Here is a 15,674-nt window from a genome sequence, read left to right as displayed (position 1 = left end):
GTGGCCGCCGTCCCGCGCATCGCTGTTCGTGCCGACCGACTGTGCGTTCGCGCCCACGTCCGCGGCGTCCGGATCCGCGTCACGGTCCGGGTGATCCGGCTGCGCGCCACCGGTCAGACGACGCAGAACTCGTTCCCTTCCGGATCCGCCATCACCACGTGGTCGGGCCTGCCGTCCAGGTCGACCTGGTCGATGACGGACGCACCCGCGGCGGTCAGGCGCTCCACCGCCTGCTCCACGCGGGGCCGGCGCACCTCCCACGGCGTCTCGCGGCCGCCGCCGACCCGCACGTCCACGTGGAGCCGGTTCTTCACGACCTTGGGCTCCGGGACCTGGAGAAAGGAGAGATCGGGGCCCGCTCCGTCCGGATCGCAGAGGTACGCGCCCTGGTCCCACTCGTCCTCCGGGACCCCGTGGTGAGCGAGCCATTCCTCCCAGCTCCCGAAGCCGATGGGCGCGGGCGGCTCCACATAGCCCAGTGCCAGCGCCCAGAACCTGGCCAGCTTCGCCGGCTGTGCGCAGTCGATCGTCAAGCTCCACCCCGTCGCCATGCGGCCCTCCTCGGTCGGATGGGTCGACGCTACTGCCCGCCACTGACATCGACGGGTGGCCCCGGAGTCGGGCGGGGCGTGGCGGGCCGGTGGGCGCGGGCCCCCGTCACGGCGTCGTGGAGGAGACGGGACAGGATCCGGTCGGCGTCGGGGGCGGTGAGCAGGACGCGCAGGGCGTGTTCGAGGTGATGGTGGCCGGGGCCGTGCCACCAGAGCGTGTCGGCGATGCGGGCCGGAGTCGTCGCGGTGCGGGCGTGGGCGAGGCGGCGGGCCCGCGCCCGGCAGGCCGCGCTGCGGCTTTCCAGACGCCGGCAGCCGGGGCGCAGGCGGCGTGCGGCGTCCACGACGGTGGCGACCAGCAGCGGCCCGTAGGCGCGGTCGGCGGGGTATGCGTCGGCCAGGTCGGCGGCCAGTGGCCACAGGGCGTGGCGGGTGGTGTCGTCGACGGCGTCGTTGACCGCCCGGGCGAGTGCGGCGAGCACCGGATGGGTGCCGGGCGGGCTGTCGGTGAAGCGTCCGGTGGCCAGCAGGGAGGCGGTCTCCATCAGGCAGGCACCGTCGTCGGGGTGCAGATGGCCGAAGCGGCCGGGGGCGGGCAGGCCGTCGGGGAGTGCGTCGCGTGGTGGCCTGCCCGGCCGGGGAGCGGGTGGGGTGGGCATCGTGGGCCTCCCTGAGGTCACAGGCCGGTGAGGGCGTGCAGGATCAGGTAGAGAACAGCGGCGGGCAGTCCGGCTCCGGGGAAGGTGAGGATCCAGGCGGTGCCGATGGAGCGGGCCACCTGCCAGCGCACGGCCGAGATGCGCCGGGTCGCGCCGGCGCCCAGGATGGCCGCGGTGATCGTCTGTGTGGTGGAGATCGGGGCCTTGAAGACGAAGGCCGTGGTGTAGAGGACGGCCGTGGCGGCGGTCTCGGCGGCAAAGCCGCGCGGCGGGTCGAGGTGGACGATGCGCCGGCCGAGGGTGGTGATGATGCGGCGTCCTCCGCTGTAGGTCCCGGCGGCCATCGCGGCGGCCACGGCCGCGATCACCCACACGGGTACGGAGAAGTCGTCCTGCCAGCCCGCGGTGACCAGGGCGAGGACGATGACGCCCATGGTCTTCTGCGCGTCCTGGAGCCCGTGGCCGAGGCCCATGGCGGCGGCCGAGAGGGTCTGCGCCATGCGGAAGCGTCGGGTGGTGGGGCGGGGGGCGGAGCGGCGGAAGGCCCACAGGATGATCGTGTGCAGGAGGTAGCCGAGGGTCACGCCGACCAGCGGGGACAGCAGCATGGGCAGCAGGACCTTGTCGACGATGCCCGTCCAGTGCACGGTGGCGGAGGCGGCCAGGGCGGCACCGACCAGTCCGCCGATCAGCGCGTGGGAGGACGAGGTCGGCAGCCCACGCCACCAGGTGAAGACGTTCCAGCCGATCGCGCCGATGAGCGCGCACAGCACCAGCAACAGGCCGGACAGTTCCTCCGGCGCGCCGATGATGCCGCTGCCGACGGTCTTGGCGACCTCGGTGCCCAGGAAGGCGCCGAAGAAGTTCATGACGGCCGCCATGGCCAGCGCGACGCGGGGTGTGAGGGCGCGGGTGGAGATGGAGGTGGCGATCGCGTTCGCCGCGTCGTGGAAGCCGTTCGTGAAGTCGAACGTCAGCCCCACGATGATGATCAGCACCACCAGGGTGAGCTCCATGGCCGGATCACCTTTCGCCACGCACACGGTCACGGCACCGGACGGCCGTGGGCGCCTCCGCCCGGTCCCATCCTGCCGTGAAACACCCGCGGCGGCCGGTTGCGGCGCCCGCGACACACGGCGCGGCGGGGCACGGCGCCCGCGACACACGGCACGGGGGGCACGGCGCCCGCGGCACACGGCACGGGTACCGACCGCCCCGTCACGGCGGCCCGGTGCCGCGCATGCGGTGCGTCAGGCGACGCGCTGTCCCTTGCCCAGGGCGAGGACGCCGTTCGAGGAGACGGAGTAGACCTTCTTGTCGCGCTCCAGGTTCACGCCCACGGTCGCCCCGGGCGGCACGTCGACGTTCTTGTCCAGGATGGCGTTCCTGACGACCGCTCCGCGCCCCACCCGGACGTTGTCGTGGAGCACGCTGCCCTGGACCACGGCCCCCTCCTCCACGATCACCCCCGGCGAGAGCACCGAGCGGGAGACCTGGCCGCGGATCAGGCATCCGGAGCTGATGATCGCCTCACTCGCGATGCCGCCCGCGTTGAACCGGGAGGGCGACAGTTGGCTCCCGGGGCTGGTGTAGATGGGCCAGCTGCGGTTGTAGAGATTGAACGCGGGCCGGTCGGCGATCAGGTCCATGTGGGCGTCGTAGTAGGCGTCGAGAGTGCCGACGTCGCGCCAGTAGCCGTGGTCGCGCGGGGTGGCGCCCGGCACGTGGTTGTCCCCGAAGTCGTACAGTTGCGCCTCGCCCTGGGCGGTGAGCATGGGCAGGATCGAGCCGCCCATGTCGTGTGCGGACTGCTCGTTCTCCGTGTCCTCCAGCAGCGCCTCCACCAGGGCCCGGGCGGTGAAGATGTAGTTGCCCATGGACGCGAAGACGTGCTCGGGGTCGTCGGCCAGGCCCGGCGGGTCGGCGGGCTTCTCCAGGAAGCGCTGGACGGAGACTCCGTCGGACCCGGGCGTGATGATGCCGAAGGCCGAGGATTCCGCGCGGGGCACCCGTATGCCGGCGACCGTGACCCCCGCCCCGCTGTCGATGTGCTGGGCAAGCATCTGGCGCGGGTCCATGCGGTAGACGTGGTCGGCGCCGAACACCACGACGTGGTCGGGACGCTCGTCGTGGATCAGGTTGAGCGACTGCATGATGGCGTCCGCGCTCCCCTGGTACCAGCGTGGGCCGAGGCGCTGCTGCGCCGGGACGGGCGTGACGTAGTTGCCCAGCAGGCTGGACATGCGCCAGGTGGTGGTGATGTGCCGGTCGAGCGAGTGGGACTTGTACTGGGTGAGGACGCAGATCCGGAGAATGTCGCCGTTGACCAGGTTGGACAGGACGAAGTCGACGAGGCGGTAGGATCCGCCGAAGACGACCGCCGGTTTGGCGCGGTCGGCCGTCAGGGGCATCAGCCGCTTGCCCTCTCCGCCGGCGAGCACGATTCCCAGCACCCGAGGTCCGCCTCGCATCGCTGCCCCTTTCCCGTCTCCGCTCCCGTCTCCGCGACCGCTGGTCCGTCTCCGCGACCGCGCGTGGCCCGTTCCGTGCCCCCGCTCCCGTCCCGGGCGACGGCCACCCGGCAGCCGCCGTGCGTGGACCCGGCCCCCGTCCGTGCGTCGGGCGTGGCCGCGGCCCGTCGGCCGGGTGCCCACGGGCTCGGGCCCCGATCTGCCTCTGGCTCGATTTTCCGCCGCCCGGCGGTATTCGGCATGTGCGGCGTCGTCACCGGCTCCGGAGGGAGTTGAGCCGGGCTGCCTGGCGCGTCAGGTGGTCGCGCTCGGCGAGGCCGGGCGCCTTGTGGGCCGCCTCGGCGTACAGCCGTGCGGCCGTCGCCAGGTCGCCGTCGCGCTCGTGGAGGTAGGCCGCCGCCGCGGTGTGGCGGGGCAGTGAGTCGTCGAGCTCCGCGAGCACCGCCAGACCGGCGCGCGGTCCGTCGGCCTCCCCGACGGCAACTGCGCGGTTGAGCCGGACGACGGGACTGTCGGTCAGCCGGGTGAGCTCGTCGTACCACTCGACGATCTGCACCCAGTCGGTCTCCTCGGCGGTCGGCGCGTCGGCGTGGAGGGCCGCAACGGCGGCCTGCGCCTGGTACTCCCCCAGCCGGTCGCGGGCGAGGGCCGCCTGCAGGATCCCGATGCCCTCGGCGATCGACCGGGTGTCCCACCGGCTGCGGTCCTGCAGGGCGAGCGGTACCAGACTGCCGTCGGGGGCGGTCCGGGCGGCGCGGCGGGCGTGGTGGAGCAGCATGAGGGCGAGCAGCCCGGCCACCTCGGGGTGGTCGATCACGGCCGCGAGCTGCCGGGTGAGCCGGATGGCCTCGGCGGCGAGGTCGACGTCACCGGAGTAGCCCTCGTTGAAGACCAGGTAGAGGGTCCGCAGCACGGTGGCCACGTCACCGGGCCGGTCGAACCGTACGCCGGAGACGGTGCGCTTGGCCCGGCTGATGCGCTGGGCCATGGTCGCCTCGGGCACCAGATAGGCCTGGGCGATCTGGCGGGTGGTGAGCCCTCCGACGGCGCGCAGCGTGAGCGCGACCGCGGACGACGGCGTCAGCGACGGGTGGGCGCACAGGAAGTACAGCCGGAGCGTGTCGTCCACCGCGGGCACGGGCCCGGGTGTCGGCTCCTCGTCGACGAGGTCCTCGCGTCGGCGGCGCGCGGCGTCCGCCCGCGCGGCGTCGAGGAACCGGCGCCAGGCCACGGTGACCAGCCAGCCCTTGGGGTCACGCGGCGGATCGGCCGGCCAGACGCGGACCGCCTCGACCAGCGCGTCCTGGACGGCGTCCTCGGCCGCCGCGAAGTCGGCTCCGCGGCGGACGAGGACACCGAGCACGCTCGGCGTGAGGCTCCGGAGCAGTGCCTCGTCCATCGACGTGGTCACTCCGTGATGGTGGGCGGTGCGGTCAGCAACGGACGCACCTCGAGCCACTCGTGGATCGGCTTGCCGCCCGCCCCCGGGGCGGCCGAGAGTTCCCCGGCCAGTTCGACGGCGCGCTCGTAGCTGTCGACGTCGATCATCATCCAGCCGGCGATGAGGTCCTTGGTCTCGGCGAACGGACCGTCGGTGACCGGAGGGCGGCCCTCACCGTCGTAGCGGACCCATGCGCCCTCGGGGGCGAGCGCCCGGCCGTCGACGAACTCTCCGGTCCCTTCCAGCCGCGCCGCGAAATCGCGCATGTACTGCATGTGCGCGGAGATCTCCTCCGGCGTCCACTGGTCCATGGGGACGTCGTTGACCGCTGCCGGGGCGCCGCGGTAGTGCTTGAGCAGCAAGTACTTCGCCATCGTCCTTCTCCTTGGTGCTGTGCAACCCATTGTGGTCGCGTTCACCCCGGGGACGGAGCCGGTCACGGCTTCTCGACATCGCCGGGGATTTTCTTCGGCAGTTCCGGCAGGGCCCGTGAGCCGTGCGAGCCGTCCCGGTCGGCGGGTCGGCGGGTCGGCGGACCAAAGGACCAAGGGACCAATGGACCAATGGACCAACGGGAGGAGACGGGACGGTGCGCTCGTGAGTCGGATCCTGGTGACCGGTTCCGCGGACGGCCTGGGACGTGCCGCGGCCGACGCGCTGCTGTCCGCGGGCCACGACGTGGTGGTGCACGCGCGGAACCGGGAGCGCGCCGCGAGTCTGTACCCGCTGGTCGAGCGCGGGGCGGGCCTCGTGGTGGGCGACTTCACCGAGCGTGACGCCGTACGGCGCATCGCCGGGGAGCTGAACGACGCGGAGGCCCTTGACGCGGTCATCCACAACGCAGGCGTCTGGAGCGGGCGGGCGGTCATGCCCGTCAACATCGTGGCGCCGTACCTGCTCACCGCCCTGCTGCCCGGTCCGCGCCGGCTGGTGTATCTGAGCAGCGGCTCGCATTTCGGTGGGCGCCCCTCGCTCGACGGGGTCGACTGGCGGGGTCGGCGCCCCGGCTCGTACGCCGACAGCAAGCTGTTCGTCACGACGCTCGCGGCGGCGGTGGCCCGGCGGCGTCCCGGGGTGTTGAGCAACGCGGTGGATCCGGGCTGGGTGCCGACGAGGATGGGCGGGCCCGGCGCGCCGGACGATCTCGAGCTCGGCCACCGCACGCAGGAGTGGCTCGTCTCGAGCGACGAGCCCGAGGCCCTGACCAGCCGTGGGTACTGGTATCACCGTCGGCGGTCGGAGCCGCACCGCGCCGTCCACGACGGGGCGTTCCAGGACGATCTGCTGCGGGCGCTCGCCGAGGAGACCGGCGCCGTGCTCTGAGCGGGCGCCGCGACCGGCCCCGGGGCGGGCGGAGCGACGCGGAGAAAGCCGGCGGGGACGGCCCGCAGCGGCGCGGTCGAGCGTCCGGCGCGCGGTGGTTCTAGCCTGGGAAGGGTGCACGAGGGCCTGGTCACCCTGTTCCTCGGCGGGGACGTGATGCTCGGGCGGGGCGTGGATCAGATCCTCCCGCATCCCGGTGATCCCGCGCTGCGGGAGACGTACGTCGGCGACGCCCGGGCCTATGTCGAGCTGGCCGAGGCGGTGAACGGGCCGGTTCCCCGGCCCGCCGGCTTCGACTGGCCGTGGGGTGAGGCGCTGCCGCTGCTGGACGACGCCGCACCCGACGCGCGGGTGATCAATCTCGAGACCGCGGTCACCGGTGACGGCGACTTCGCGCCCGGCAAGGCCGTCCACTACCGGATGAGCCCTGCCAACCTGCCCTGCCTGGCGGTGGTCCGTCCGGACGTGTGCGCGCTGGCCAACAACCACGTGCTGGACTTCGGTCCGCGTGGCCTGGAGGACACGCTCGACGTCCTGGCGCGGGCCGGGCTGCGGACGGCGGGAGCCGGCCGGGACCTGGTGCGGGCGAGGCGGCCGGCCGTCGTGCCCCTGGACTCCGGCGGGCGGGTGCTGGTCTTCTCCTCCGGGATGCCGTCCAGCGGGATTCCCCCGTGCTGGGCCGCCACCCGGGAGCGGGCCGGTGTCGACCTCGTCGCCGACCCCTCGATGGCCGCCGCGTCCGCGTTCGCCGATCGCCTGCGGCAGGTACGACGGCCGGGCGACGTCGTGGTCGTCTCGCTCCACTGGGGCTCCAACTGGGGCTACGGCGTCTCCCGCCGCGAGGTCGGCTTCGCCCACGCGCTCGTCGACGCGGGCGTGGACGTCGTGCACGGGCACTCCTCCCACCACCCGCGCCCGATCGAGGTGTACCGGGGGAGGCTCGTCCTCTACGGCTGCGGCGACCTCGTCGACGACTACGAGGGCATCAGCGGCTACGAGAGCTACCGGGACGATCTGAGGCTGCTGTACCTGGTGTCGGTGGAGGGGGACACGGGCCGGCTGGACGGTGTGCGGATGGTGCCGCTGCAGGCGCGCAGGATGCGGCTGGAGCACGCCCGGCCCGAGGACGGCCAGTGGCTGCGCGACGTCCTCGACCGGCACAGCCGGGCCTTCGGAATCCGCGTGGACCACGAGCCCCGCGACACCCTCGGGGTGCGTCCCCTGCGCGCCGGGCGGCTCGGGTGAGGGCACCGCGGGGACCGCGGGCGGGGATGGGTACCCGCCCGCGGTCCCCGCCGGCCCGCGAGACGTGAGAGTGTGCCCCGGACACGAGCGCGGCGAGCGGGAGTCTCCTAGGTCGGAACGACGCCACCGGGACCGCCACCGGGACGCGGGGCGTCGGTGTCCGGCTCGGCGGGCGGCTCGGCGCGCGGGTCGCCGAGTTGCTCGCGCACATAGTCCCAGACCACCGCGATCAGCGCGGCGACGGGGACGGCGAGCAGACTGCCCACGATGCCGGCCAGGCTTCCTCCCAGCGTCACCGCCAGCAGGACCACGGCCGCGTGCAGTCCCAGTCCCCGGCTCTGGATCATGGGCTGGAAGACGTTGCCCTCCAGCTGCTGCACCACGACGATGATGACCAGCACGATCAGCGCGTCCGTCAGGCCGTTGGACACCAGCGCGATGAGCACCGCGACCAGCCCCGCGAACAGGGCGCCCACGATGGGCACGAACGCGGACACGAAGGTCAGCACCGCCAGCGGAAGCACCAGGGGCACGTCCAGGACCCACAGGCCCAGCCCGATCAGGACGGCGTCGAGCAGACCCACGAGTGCCTGAGAGCGCACGAACGCGCCCAGCGTGTCCCAGCAGCGTGCGGCGACGACGGGAACGTCGGTGGCGAGCCTGCCCGGGAGCTGGCGGGCCAGCCAGGGAAGGAAGAGCGGGCCGTCCTTGAGGAAGAAGAACATCAGGAAGAGCGCCAGGACGGCGGTGACGACGCCGTTGAACACCGTGCTCACCCCGGTGACGACGCTGGTGACGATGCTGCCGGCGCTGTCCTGGACGCGGGCGGTCGCGCTGTCGAAGGCGCGGGCGATCTGCTCCTCCCCGATGTTCAGGGGCGGTCCGGCGGCCCAGTCCCGCAGCCTGGCGATCCCCTCGGTCACGCCATCGGCCAGTTCGCCGGACTGGGAGGCCACCGGCACGGCGATCAGCGCGACCGTGCCGGTCGCCACGAGCAGGAACACCACGGTCACCAAGGACGCGGCCACCGCGGGACGCCAGCCGCGCCCGCGCAGGAAACGCGCCAACGGCCAGGTCAGCGTCGTCAGCAGCAGTCCCACTATCAGGGGCCACACCACCGACCACGTCCGGCCCAGCGCCCACACCACCACCCCGGCCATCACCAGGACCAGCAACAACTCACCACTCACGCGCGCCGACACACCGAGCGCGGCGCGCGTTCTCCTCGAACTCAACCGGGCAGACATACCCGCACCCTAATGAGCCCCCAGCCCCCGTCCCCAACGGCCTCGGGCGGCCATACCACCGCGTTATGGCCAAGCGTTAGTTCCCCGTTCATCCTTCCTCCGGGAGTCTAGGTCATGCCCATGACGAGAACGTCCGCCGGACCGACGGGAGTTCGGCGTGGGCACGGTCCACGCGGCCGTCGGCCCCCACACCCGCACGCCCACCGGCGTGTCTTCCGAATCGAGGAACCTTGCGCACACCAAGGCTCGTGCTCGCTCTCGCCGCGGCAGCGGTGTCCGTCCTCGCGCTGCTCGCACCCACCGCCACCGCGGCACCGGCTCCCCCGACCACCAGCGCCGTGCAGCCCATCATCGGCGGCGGGCAGGCCACCAGCGGCCCCTGGGCCGCCCGGGTGTTCTCCAACGGCAGAGAGACCTGTACGGCGACCATCATTGCCCCGACCTGGATCCTCACCGCGAAGCACTGCGTCACCGGCGGCGGGCTGTCGTTCCGCATCGGCAGCCTGGATCAGCACAGCGGCGGCACGGTGGCCAACGGCGTCCAGACCCACACCCACGGCTCGGATCTGGCGCTCGTGCGGCTCGACCGTTCCGTGTCGGCGACCTATGCCACTCTCGGGCAGCCCGGGTCCGTGCGGGTCGGCCAGAACGTACAGGTCTACGGCTGGGGCGCCACCTACCAGTGCGGCTCCGAGGCCTCCTGCCAGTCCCGCTACCTGAAGGTCGCCACCGTCACCGTGACCGGCGGCTGCACGGACGCCTACGGCGGCTCGGCGATCTGCGCCCGCCGGGGCAACGGCACCACCGCCGGGGGCGACTCCGGCGGCCCGATGATGGCCAACGGCGTCCAGGTCGGCGTCGCCTCCACCAGCGACCGCCAGGCGACCACGGCGTACACCAACGTCACGGCGTACCGCTCCTGGATCCAGTCGATCGCGGGGGTCTGACGCACACCGCCCTACGCCGGCACCGAGCCCCTCACCGCCTCGCGGTGAGGGGCCACCGCGTCTCGGTGACGACGTTCGCCGGGCTCGGCGCTTCCCCGGTGATCAGGTGCCCGGGCCCGGCGCTAACGGCTCGCGCACCCTGCACAGGTCCACCGCGCCCGCGGTGGCAGCGGCCGTGCTGCCGGCCGCGCGGAGCCTCCCGGGTTGCGGCCCGGACGTGCTGAACCCGTGCGCCCGTGATGCCGATCGCCGTCGCCGGGGAGGGGTGCCGATCCGCCGCGGCGGCCGGTCCCTACGCTCCGCCCACCGCTGTGAGCAGCGCCAGCGGGGCCGCCGCCGAGCGGGACTCGCGGGCGCAGGCGTGGGGGTACGGCACGGGTTCCGGGTGGGTGTCACGGTCGTAGCCCGCGATCACCTCCGGGAGGCGGTGGCCGGTCGCGGTGGCCGCCTCGACCAGGCCGTGGGCCACCGTGCGGGCCTCGTCGTGCAGGCCGTAGCGGGCCAGGCCGAGCGCGATCAGCGCGTTGTCGTGCGGCCACACGGAACCGCGGTGGTACGACATCGGGTGGTACGCCGACTGCCCGGCGGCGAGTGTGCGCACGCCCCACCCGGAGAAGAAGTCCGCCTCCAGCAGGCGCCGCCCGACCAGTTCCCCGTACTCCTTGTCCAACAGCCCGGACCACAGCAGATGCCCGGCGTCCGAGGCCAGTGCGTCGACCTGGCGGCCGGTGCCGTCCAGGGCGAGCGCCGGAAAGGAGTGTTCCGTCATCCAGAAGTCCCGCTGGAAACGGTCGCGCAGGTCGCCGGCCGCCTGTTCCAGCAGCGCCGCGTACGTGCCGTCGGCCCACACCGTACGGGCCAGCCACGCCGTGCGGCGCAGCGCGTCGTACGCGTAGCCCTGGGCGCCCGCCGCCATGACCGGACCGTGCGGACGGCTGCCGTCGGCACAGCAGATGGCGCCGGGAGAGTCCTTCCAGTTCTGGTTGGCGAGGCCGCCCCGGTCGGCGCGGTAGACGAGGTAACCGCGGGACGTCAGCCCCCCGTGGTCGAGCATCCAGCCGATCGCGGCACGGGCGTGGGGTTCGAGGCGGCGGGCGAGACCGGTGTCGGCGGTGTGTTCGACGTAGGCGCCGAGCAGGACCAGGAAGAGCGGGGTGGCGTCGACGGAGCCGTAGTAGCGGCCGTACGGCACCTGCCCGAAGTGAGCGAGTTCGCCGTGCCGCACCTCGTGGACGATCTTCCCTGGCTGGGCGACGGCGGCGGTGTCGGCGCGGGTGGCCTGGGTCGCGGCGAGCGCGGGCAGCGTGGCCGCGGCCACGCAGGCCCGGAAGGGGAGGGCGAACAGGGAGGTGAGGAGGGCGTCGCGGCCGAGCAGGGTGAGGAACCAGGGGGCGCCGCCCGCCGGGACGCGGAGCCTCTCGCCGTCCGGTCCGGTTGCCGGGACCTGGAGCGCGGCGAGATCGGCGAGGCCCCGCGCGCAGGCCGCGGCGAGTTCGGGCCAGCCGGTGGGGAAGGCCACGCCCTCGGCGAAGCGGCCCTCCTCGGCGAGGAGTCGTTCGGTGACGGCGGCCGGTGAGCGCGGTACGCGCAGTGCGCGCTTCTCGCCGTGCGGGCGGGCGACGACCCGCAGGGTGAGCTCGGAGGTGCCGTGCGGGTCGAGGTCGAGCGCCCACACCAGGCGCCGGGCCCCCGTGCCCGTTTCCTCCACGGTGTCGGGCTGCGGTTCGGCGGTCACCGTGGTGCGGGACTGCCACTCGCCCCGCCGGTAGGTGAACTCCAGTCCGTGTTCCAGGACTTGGCGGGAGCGGAGGGTGCCGGTCTTGGTGTAGGTGCGGTGGTCGGAGCGCAGTTCGAACTGGTCGGTGAAGTCGGCGTCCACGGTGAGTCCGAGGCGGACCGTGGTGGGTACCGGACGATTGCTGGTGACCCGTACCAGTTCCACGAACGACCCGTCGGCGACAGCCTGTTCGCGGAACAGCGTGCAGGCGGGCGGCTCCTGGCGTCCGCCGCGCGGGACGAGCACGCAGCGGGCGGTGTCGCCGTCGGCCACGGGCGTCAGGGTCTCGGGCACCGCGCCGTCGACGGTGAGCTGCCAGCGGCTGAGGTGCCGGGCGTCGCGCACGAACAGCCCGTCCGGGGCGCCGCCGCCGCGCACCCCGCTGATGTCGCCGCCGTCGCCCACGACGGCGAACGTCCCGCCGTGCACGAGCAGATGATGCCGGTACGTCATCCCCGGTCCCCTCCCTCGGCTGCTGCCGTGTCGATGCCCGGCGCCCCTGTGGCGTCCGGTAAGGATTGCCGGTGGTGAAGCAGGTCGAGCGTGAGCGCCGCGGTCCAGCCGAAGCCGGTGGCCCCGCACGCCTCACCGGTGTACGGATCGACGTACTCGGCGAATCCGGAGGACTCGGCGGTGGTGACCAGCGCCGTGCGCAGCGCGGAGGCGAGTCGCCGCTCGCCGTGCAGCCGCAGGCCGCGCTCCACCAGCCAGCCGGTGTTGAACCAGGCCGGTCCGCGCCAGTAGCGGTGCCGGTCGAAGGCCGCGCCGAGCAGGTCGTAGCTGGGCACCAGACGGGTCGTGGTACCGAGGCCGAAGTGCGGTCCGCGCAGGGTGCGGACCAGGGCGGCGGCGATGTCGCCGGGGATCGCGGGCAGGAGCAGGGGGATCAGACCACAGACGCCGCGTTCGGGAACGAGGCGCCCGGCGCGCAGGTCGCGGCAGAGGAACAGTTCGCGTGCGGGGTCCCAGAGCCGGCCCACGAGGGCGGTGGTGAGGCGTGCGGCACGGGCGTGCCGGGCGGTGCCGGTGGCGCCGAGTTCGCGGGCGATCCGGGCGAGGGCGTACTCGGAGGCGATGAGCAGCGCGTTGAACGCCGGGTCCTCCACTGCGAAGTCGCCGGACCCGTCGGTGTATCCACGCTCCCGGTAGTCGGCGGCCAGCCGCACGTACCGCCCGTAGTCCTGCTCGGTGGGACGGTCCTGCGGGGCGCCGTGCTGGAGGTCGGCGCGGCGGAAGGAGTGCGCCGGGGCCGGAGTGACACGGGCCAGGGGGGCGTCCCAGCAGGGGCTGTTGTCCATGCCCTGTTCCCAGGGGTGGACGACGGAGACCAGTCCCCCGCCGCCCAGGTCGCGCCGGTGCAGCAGGTAGCGGTGCCAGGCGGCGAGCCGTGGATACACCCGGGCGAGGAAGCCGCGGGTCCTGGACAGTGCCGGGTCGGCGCGGTGCACGAGCCAGGCGGCGAGCGCGTGCACCGGCGGCTGCACGATGCCGGACGTCTCCACGGAGCGCGGAGCGCCGGAGGCCCGGCCGGCCGTCGAGGAACGCCAGAAGTCGGGGCTCGGGAAGTAGGCGTCCAGCGGCACGGACGGGTTGAACACGATGTGCGGGATCCGTCCGTCGCCCCACTGTGCGGCGAGCAGCGTTTCCAGTTCCGTCTGCGCCCGCTCCGGCCACCTGTGCCTGAGGCCGATGGCGATGAACGCCGAGTCCCAGGACCACTGGTGGGGGTAGAGCCCCAGCGACGGAACCGTGGACGTTCCCGTCCAGTTGTCGTCGAGGACGCGCGCGGCGCGGCGGGCGGTCCGGGCGTCGGCCCGGCCGGGATCGTATGCGATGCGGCCGGACGGCGCGGCGTCGGCCGTTCCGCGGTACGAAGGGGAGGCGGTTGGGGGAGGCAGAGGCAAGGGATCCAGATGCTCGGTGGCGCGGAGGGTGAGACGGGTCGTGCGATCCACTCGGGGCTCCCCGGAGGCGTCCGGCCGATCAGTTCGGCGGTGTCCACTGTAGGGTTACGTCTATTTAACACGCAAAACCCAATATGTAAGGCAGAGTTGAGAAACACAAGGGGGTGCGCATGACCGGACGGCCGGGAAGGACGGGCCGGGCCACGAGGACGGGCGGCCAGGCGAGCGCCGGCGACCTGCTCGAACTCGTCCGCACGGGCCGCGCCACCACGCGCGGCGCGCTCCAGCGCGCGACCGGACTGTCCCGGGCCACCGTCGGTCAGCGCCTCGACCGGCTGTTCCGCGCGGGCTGGCTGCGCGAGGGGGCCGGCGGTCCGGTGGACTCGCCGCTGGGTGGACGCCCGTCCATCACGCTGGAGTTCGACCAGGAGCACGCCGTCGTCCTCGCCGCCGACCTCGACACCCGGCACGCCCGCGCGGCGGTGCTGTCCCTCGGCGGCGAGCTGCTCGCCGAGCACTCCGGCACGCTCGTGGTCGAGGACGGACCCGAGGCGGTCCTGGGCCGGCTGGGCCGCTGGTTCGCCGAACTGCTCCTCGAGGCGGGGCACCGCGCCGACGAGGTCTGCGGCATCGGCCTCGCGGTGCCGGGGCCGGTCGACACCGACACCGGCCGGGTCGTGCAGCCGCCGATCATGCCGGGCTGGGACGGCTACGACATACCCGGGCGCCTGGCCCGCTCCTTCACCGAGCACACCGGCGCCGGTCCCGTACCCGTGCTCGTGGACAACGACGCGAATGCGATGGCGTACGGCGAGCAGCGCACCGGCCACCGGGACTGCTCGGCGTTCGTCCTGGTGAAGGTCTCCACCGGCATCGGTGCCGGCGTGGTGGTGGACGGCTCGCTCTACCGGGGCGTCGACGGGGGTGCCGGGGACATCGGGCACATCAGGGTGCCGGAGGGCGCGCGGGCGCTGTGCCGGTGCGGCTCCCACGGCTGCCTGGCGGCCGTCGCCAGCGGTGGTGCGGTGGCCCGGCGGCTTGCCGAAGCGGGCGTGCCGGCGGCCTCGGGTTCCGACGTGCGGGCCCTGCTGGCGGCTGGGCACCCGGAGGCGGTGGCGCTGGCACGGGAGGCGGGCCGGCTCGTCGGCGACGTGCTGGCGACGGTCGTGACACTGCTGAATCCCGGGGTGCTGATGATCGCGGGTGATCTGGCCGGGACACCGTTCGTCACGGGCGTGCGGGAACTGCTGTACCAACGGGCGCTGCCGCGCTCCACGGCCCACCTGGAGGTGGTCACCTCGCGACTCGGGGAGCGGGCGGGGCTGGTGGGGGCGGGTGCCCTGGTCGTGGAGCATCTGTACGCCCCCGAGCGGGCCGAGGAGCGGCTGCTGGCACTGGGGGTGTGACGGGCGGCCCGTGCCCCGACCGGCTCGGTGGGCGACGGGCGCGGGCCGGCCCGACCACCGGTCGGGCCGTCGGTCCCCGACCGCTGCGGACCAGCCGCCGCCCTTCGGTGAAGAGGTTGCCCGCGCCGTGCGCGGCGGAACCGTCCACGTTCCCCGAGCGGCTTCGAGCCGAGGTGCGGCAAACCGGGAACACCGGACAGCTCTTGGCCGTGTTCTGCCACGGCGTACGCTGACGGCATGCCTCCTGATCCCCTTAAAGAGGGATTTACCAGCATGTGTCCGATATCCGCCACGAGAGGCCCCGTGTTCGTCGACCCTTCCGGCCACCGTGCGCGCGTTCTCCGGCGCATGGGGTACGGGCTGGCCGGCGTCGCGGCCGCCTGCATGCTGATGCTGGGGTTGAGCCTGACGGGTGCGACGCCCTTCGCACCGGGGACGCTCCTGCCCGGGCCCGCCGACTCGGTGGAGCCTGCCGCACCAGGACGGGAGCCCTCGGGCCGCACGCGGTCGGCGCCGGACGATCCACCCGCAGGAGGCCGTTCGCGGCTCGATGCCGCGGGGGCCCGTCCCGGGGGTGGCCCCGGGGCCCTGCTCCTACCGCAACTCGCCGTCTCCGGCTCGCCCGGTGCCGCGCGGCCGACACCCGCCGGTCCGTCGGCCGGCAGGGTGCCGACGCCGGCGCCCCCGCGGGAAGCGGGAGCGC

The 15,674-nt window shown here is 73.6% G+C and carries 13 protein-coding genes; 4 read left to right on the top strand and 9 right to left on the bottom strand.

Annotated elements, in window-relative coordinates; translation table 11 throughout:
* Positions 1 to 113: 113 nt before the first annotated feature.
* The 6 genes from ACFYOV_RS17045 to ACFYOV_RS17020 all read right to left on the bottom strand — a co-directional run bounded on the left by ACFYOV_RS17045 (position 114) and on the right by ACFYOV_RS17020 (position 5,496).
* Entirely contained in the window at positions 114 to 551 is a 438-nt protein-coding gene (locus tag ACFYOV_RS17045; RefSeq protein ID WP_389088372.1) for a VOC family protein, read from the bottom strand.
* A gap of 29 nt (positions 552 to 580) precedes the next feature.
* Positions 581 to 1,210 carry a hypothetical protein gene (locus tag ACFYOV_RS17040; protein WP_389088369.1) on the bottom strand — a complete coding sequence of 210 codons (630 nt, stop codon included), beginning with the start codon at positions 1,208 to 1,210 and terminating at the stop codon, positions 581 to 583.
* A 17-nt stretch (positions 1,211 to 1,227) separates the two neighbouring features.
* On the bottom strand, positions 1,228 to 2,226 hold the full coding sequence (locus ACFYOV_RS17035; RefSeq protein ID WP_389088367.1) for an anion permease: 999 nt from the start codon (positions 2,224 to 2,226) through the stop codon (positions 1,228 to 1,230).
* A 234-nt stretch (positions 2,227 to 2,460) separates the two neighbouring features.
* Positions 2,461 to 3,681 carry a glucose-1-phosphate adenylyltransferase gene (glgC, locus tag ACFYOV_RS17030; RefSeq protein ID WP_389088364.1) on the bottom strand — a complete coding sequence of 407 codons (1,221 nt, stop codon included), beginning with the start codon at positions 3,679 to 3,681 and terminating at the stop codon, positions 2,461 to 2,463.
* A 253-nt stretch (positions 3,682 to 3,934) separates the two neighbouring features.
* Positions 3,935 to 5,080 carry an RNA polymerase sigma factor gene (locus ACFYOV_RS17025; RefSeq protein ID WP_389088750.1) on the bottom strand — a complete coding sequence of 382 codons (1,146 nt, stop codon included), beginning with the start codon at positions 5,078 to 5,080 and terminating at the stop codon, positions 3,935 to 3,937.
* Positions 5,081 to 5,088: 8 nt separating this feature from the next.
* Positions 5,089 to 5,496, bottom strand: coding sequence for a YciI family protein (locus ACFYOV_RS17020; protein WP_389088362.1), 408 nt, complete (start codon positions 5,494 to 5,496; stop codon positions 5,089 to 5,091).
* 223 nt (positions 5,497 to 5,719) lie between these two features.
* On the opposite strand from ACFYOV_RS17020, the gene ACFYOV_RS17015 reads away from it, so the two are divergent.
* Complete coding sequence (locus tag ACFYOV_RS17015) at positions 5,720 to 6,445, top strand: SDR family NAD(P)-dependent oxidoreductase (protein WP_389088359.1); 726 nt, start codon at positions 5,720 to 5,722, stop codon at positions 6,443 to 6,445.
* Between the two features lie 114 nt (positions 6,446 to 6,559).
* Positions 6,560 to 7,690, top strand: a complete 1,131-nt coding sequence (locus ACFYOV_RS17010) for a CapA family protein (RefSeq protein WP_389088357.1) — start codon at positions 6,560 to 6,562, stop codon at positions 7,688 to 7,690.
* Positions 7,691 to 7,797: 107 nt separating this feature from the next.
* Here the strand turns inward: ACFYOV_RS17010 and ACFYOV_RS17005 are convergent, their stop codons facing one another.
* Positions 7,798 to 8,937 (bottom strand): AI-2E family transporter, encoded by a 1,140-nt coding sequence (locus ACFYOV_RS17005; protein ID WP_389088355.1) that lies wholly within the window; start codon positions 8,935 to 8,937, stop codon positions 7,798 to 7,800.
* A gap of 230 nt (positions 8,938 to 9,167) precedes the next feature.
* On the opposite strand from ACFYOV_RS17005, the gene ACFYOV_RS17000 reads away from it, so the two are divergent.
* On the top strand, positions 9,168 to 9,884 hold the full coding sequence (locus tag ACFYOV_RS17000; protein WP_389088353.1) for a S1 family peptidase: 717 nt from the start codon (positions 9,168 to 9,170) through the stop codon (positions 9,882 to 9,884).
* Between the two features lie 292 nt (positions 9,885 to 10,176).
* On the opposite strand, the gene ACFYOV_RS16995 is transcribed toward ACFYOV_RS17000, so the two are convergent.
* Entirely contained in the window at positions 10,177 to 12,114 is a 1,938-nt protein-coding gene (locus ACFYOV_RS16995) for a glycogen debranching N-terminal domain-containing protein (RefSeq protein ID WP_389088351.1), read from the bottom strand.
* The gene (locus ACFYOV_RS16990; RefSeq protein WP_389088348.1) at positions 12,111 to 13,616 is read right to left on the bottom strand and encodes a hypothetical protein; all 1,506 of its coding nucleotides are present in this window, start codon (positions 13,614 to 13,616) and stop codon (positions 12,111 to 12,113) included. The genes ACFYOV_RS16995 and ACFYOV_RS16990 overlap by 4 nt, the downstream gene beginning before the upstream one ends.
* Before the next feature lie 119 nt (positions 13,617 to 13,735).
* Between ACFYOV_RS16990 and ACFYOV_RS16985 the strand changes: the two genes are divergently transcribed.
* Entirely contained in the window at positions 13,736 to 14,971 is a 1,236-nt protein-coding gene (locus tag ACFYOV_RS16985) for an ROK family protein (RefSeq protein WP_389088346.1), read from the top strand.
* Positions 14,972 to 15,674: the final 703 nt, after the last annotated feature.

This window comes from Streptomyces sp. NPDC005931, from assembly GCF_042871235.1.
GTDB lineage: Bacteria > Actinomycetota > Actinomycetes > Streptomycetales > Streptomycetaceae > Streptomyces.
The sequence above is the reverse complement of the archived record's forward strand: the minus strand, read 5'-3'. Positions and strand labels throughout refer to the sequence as shown.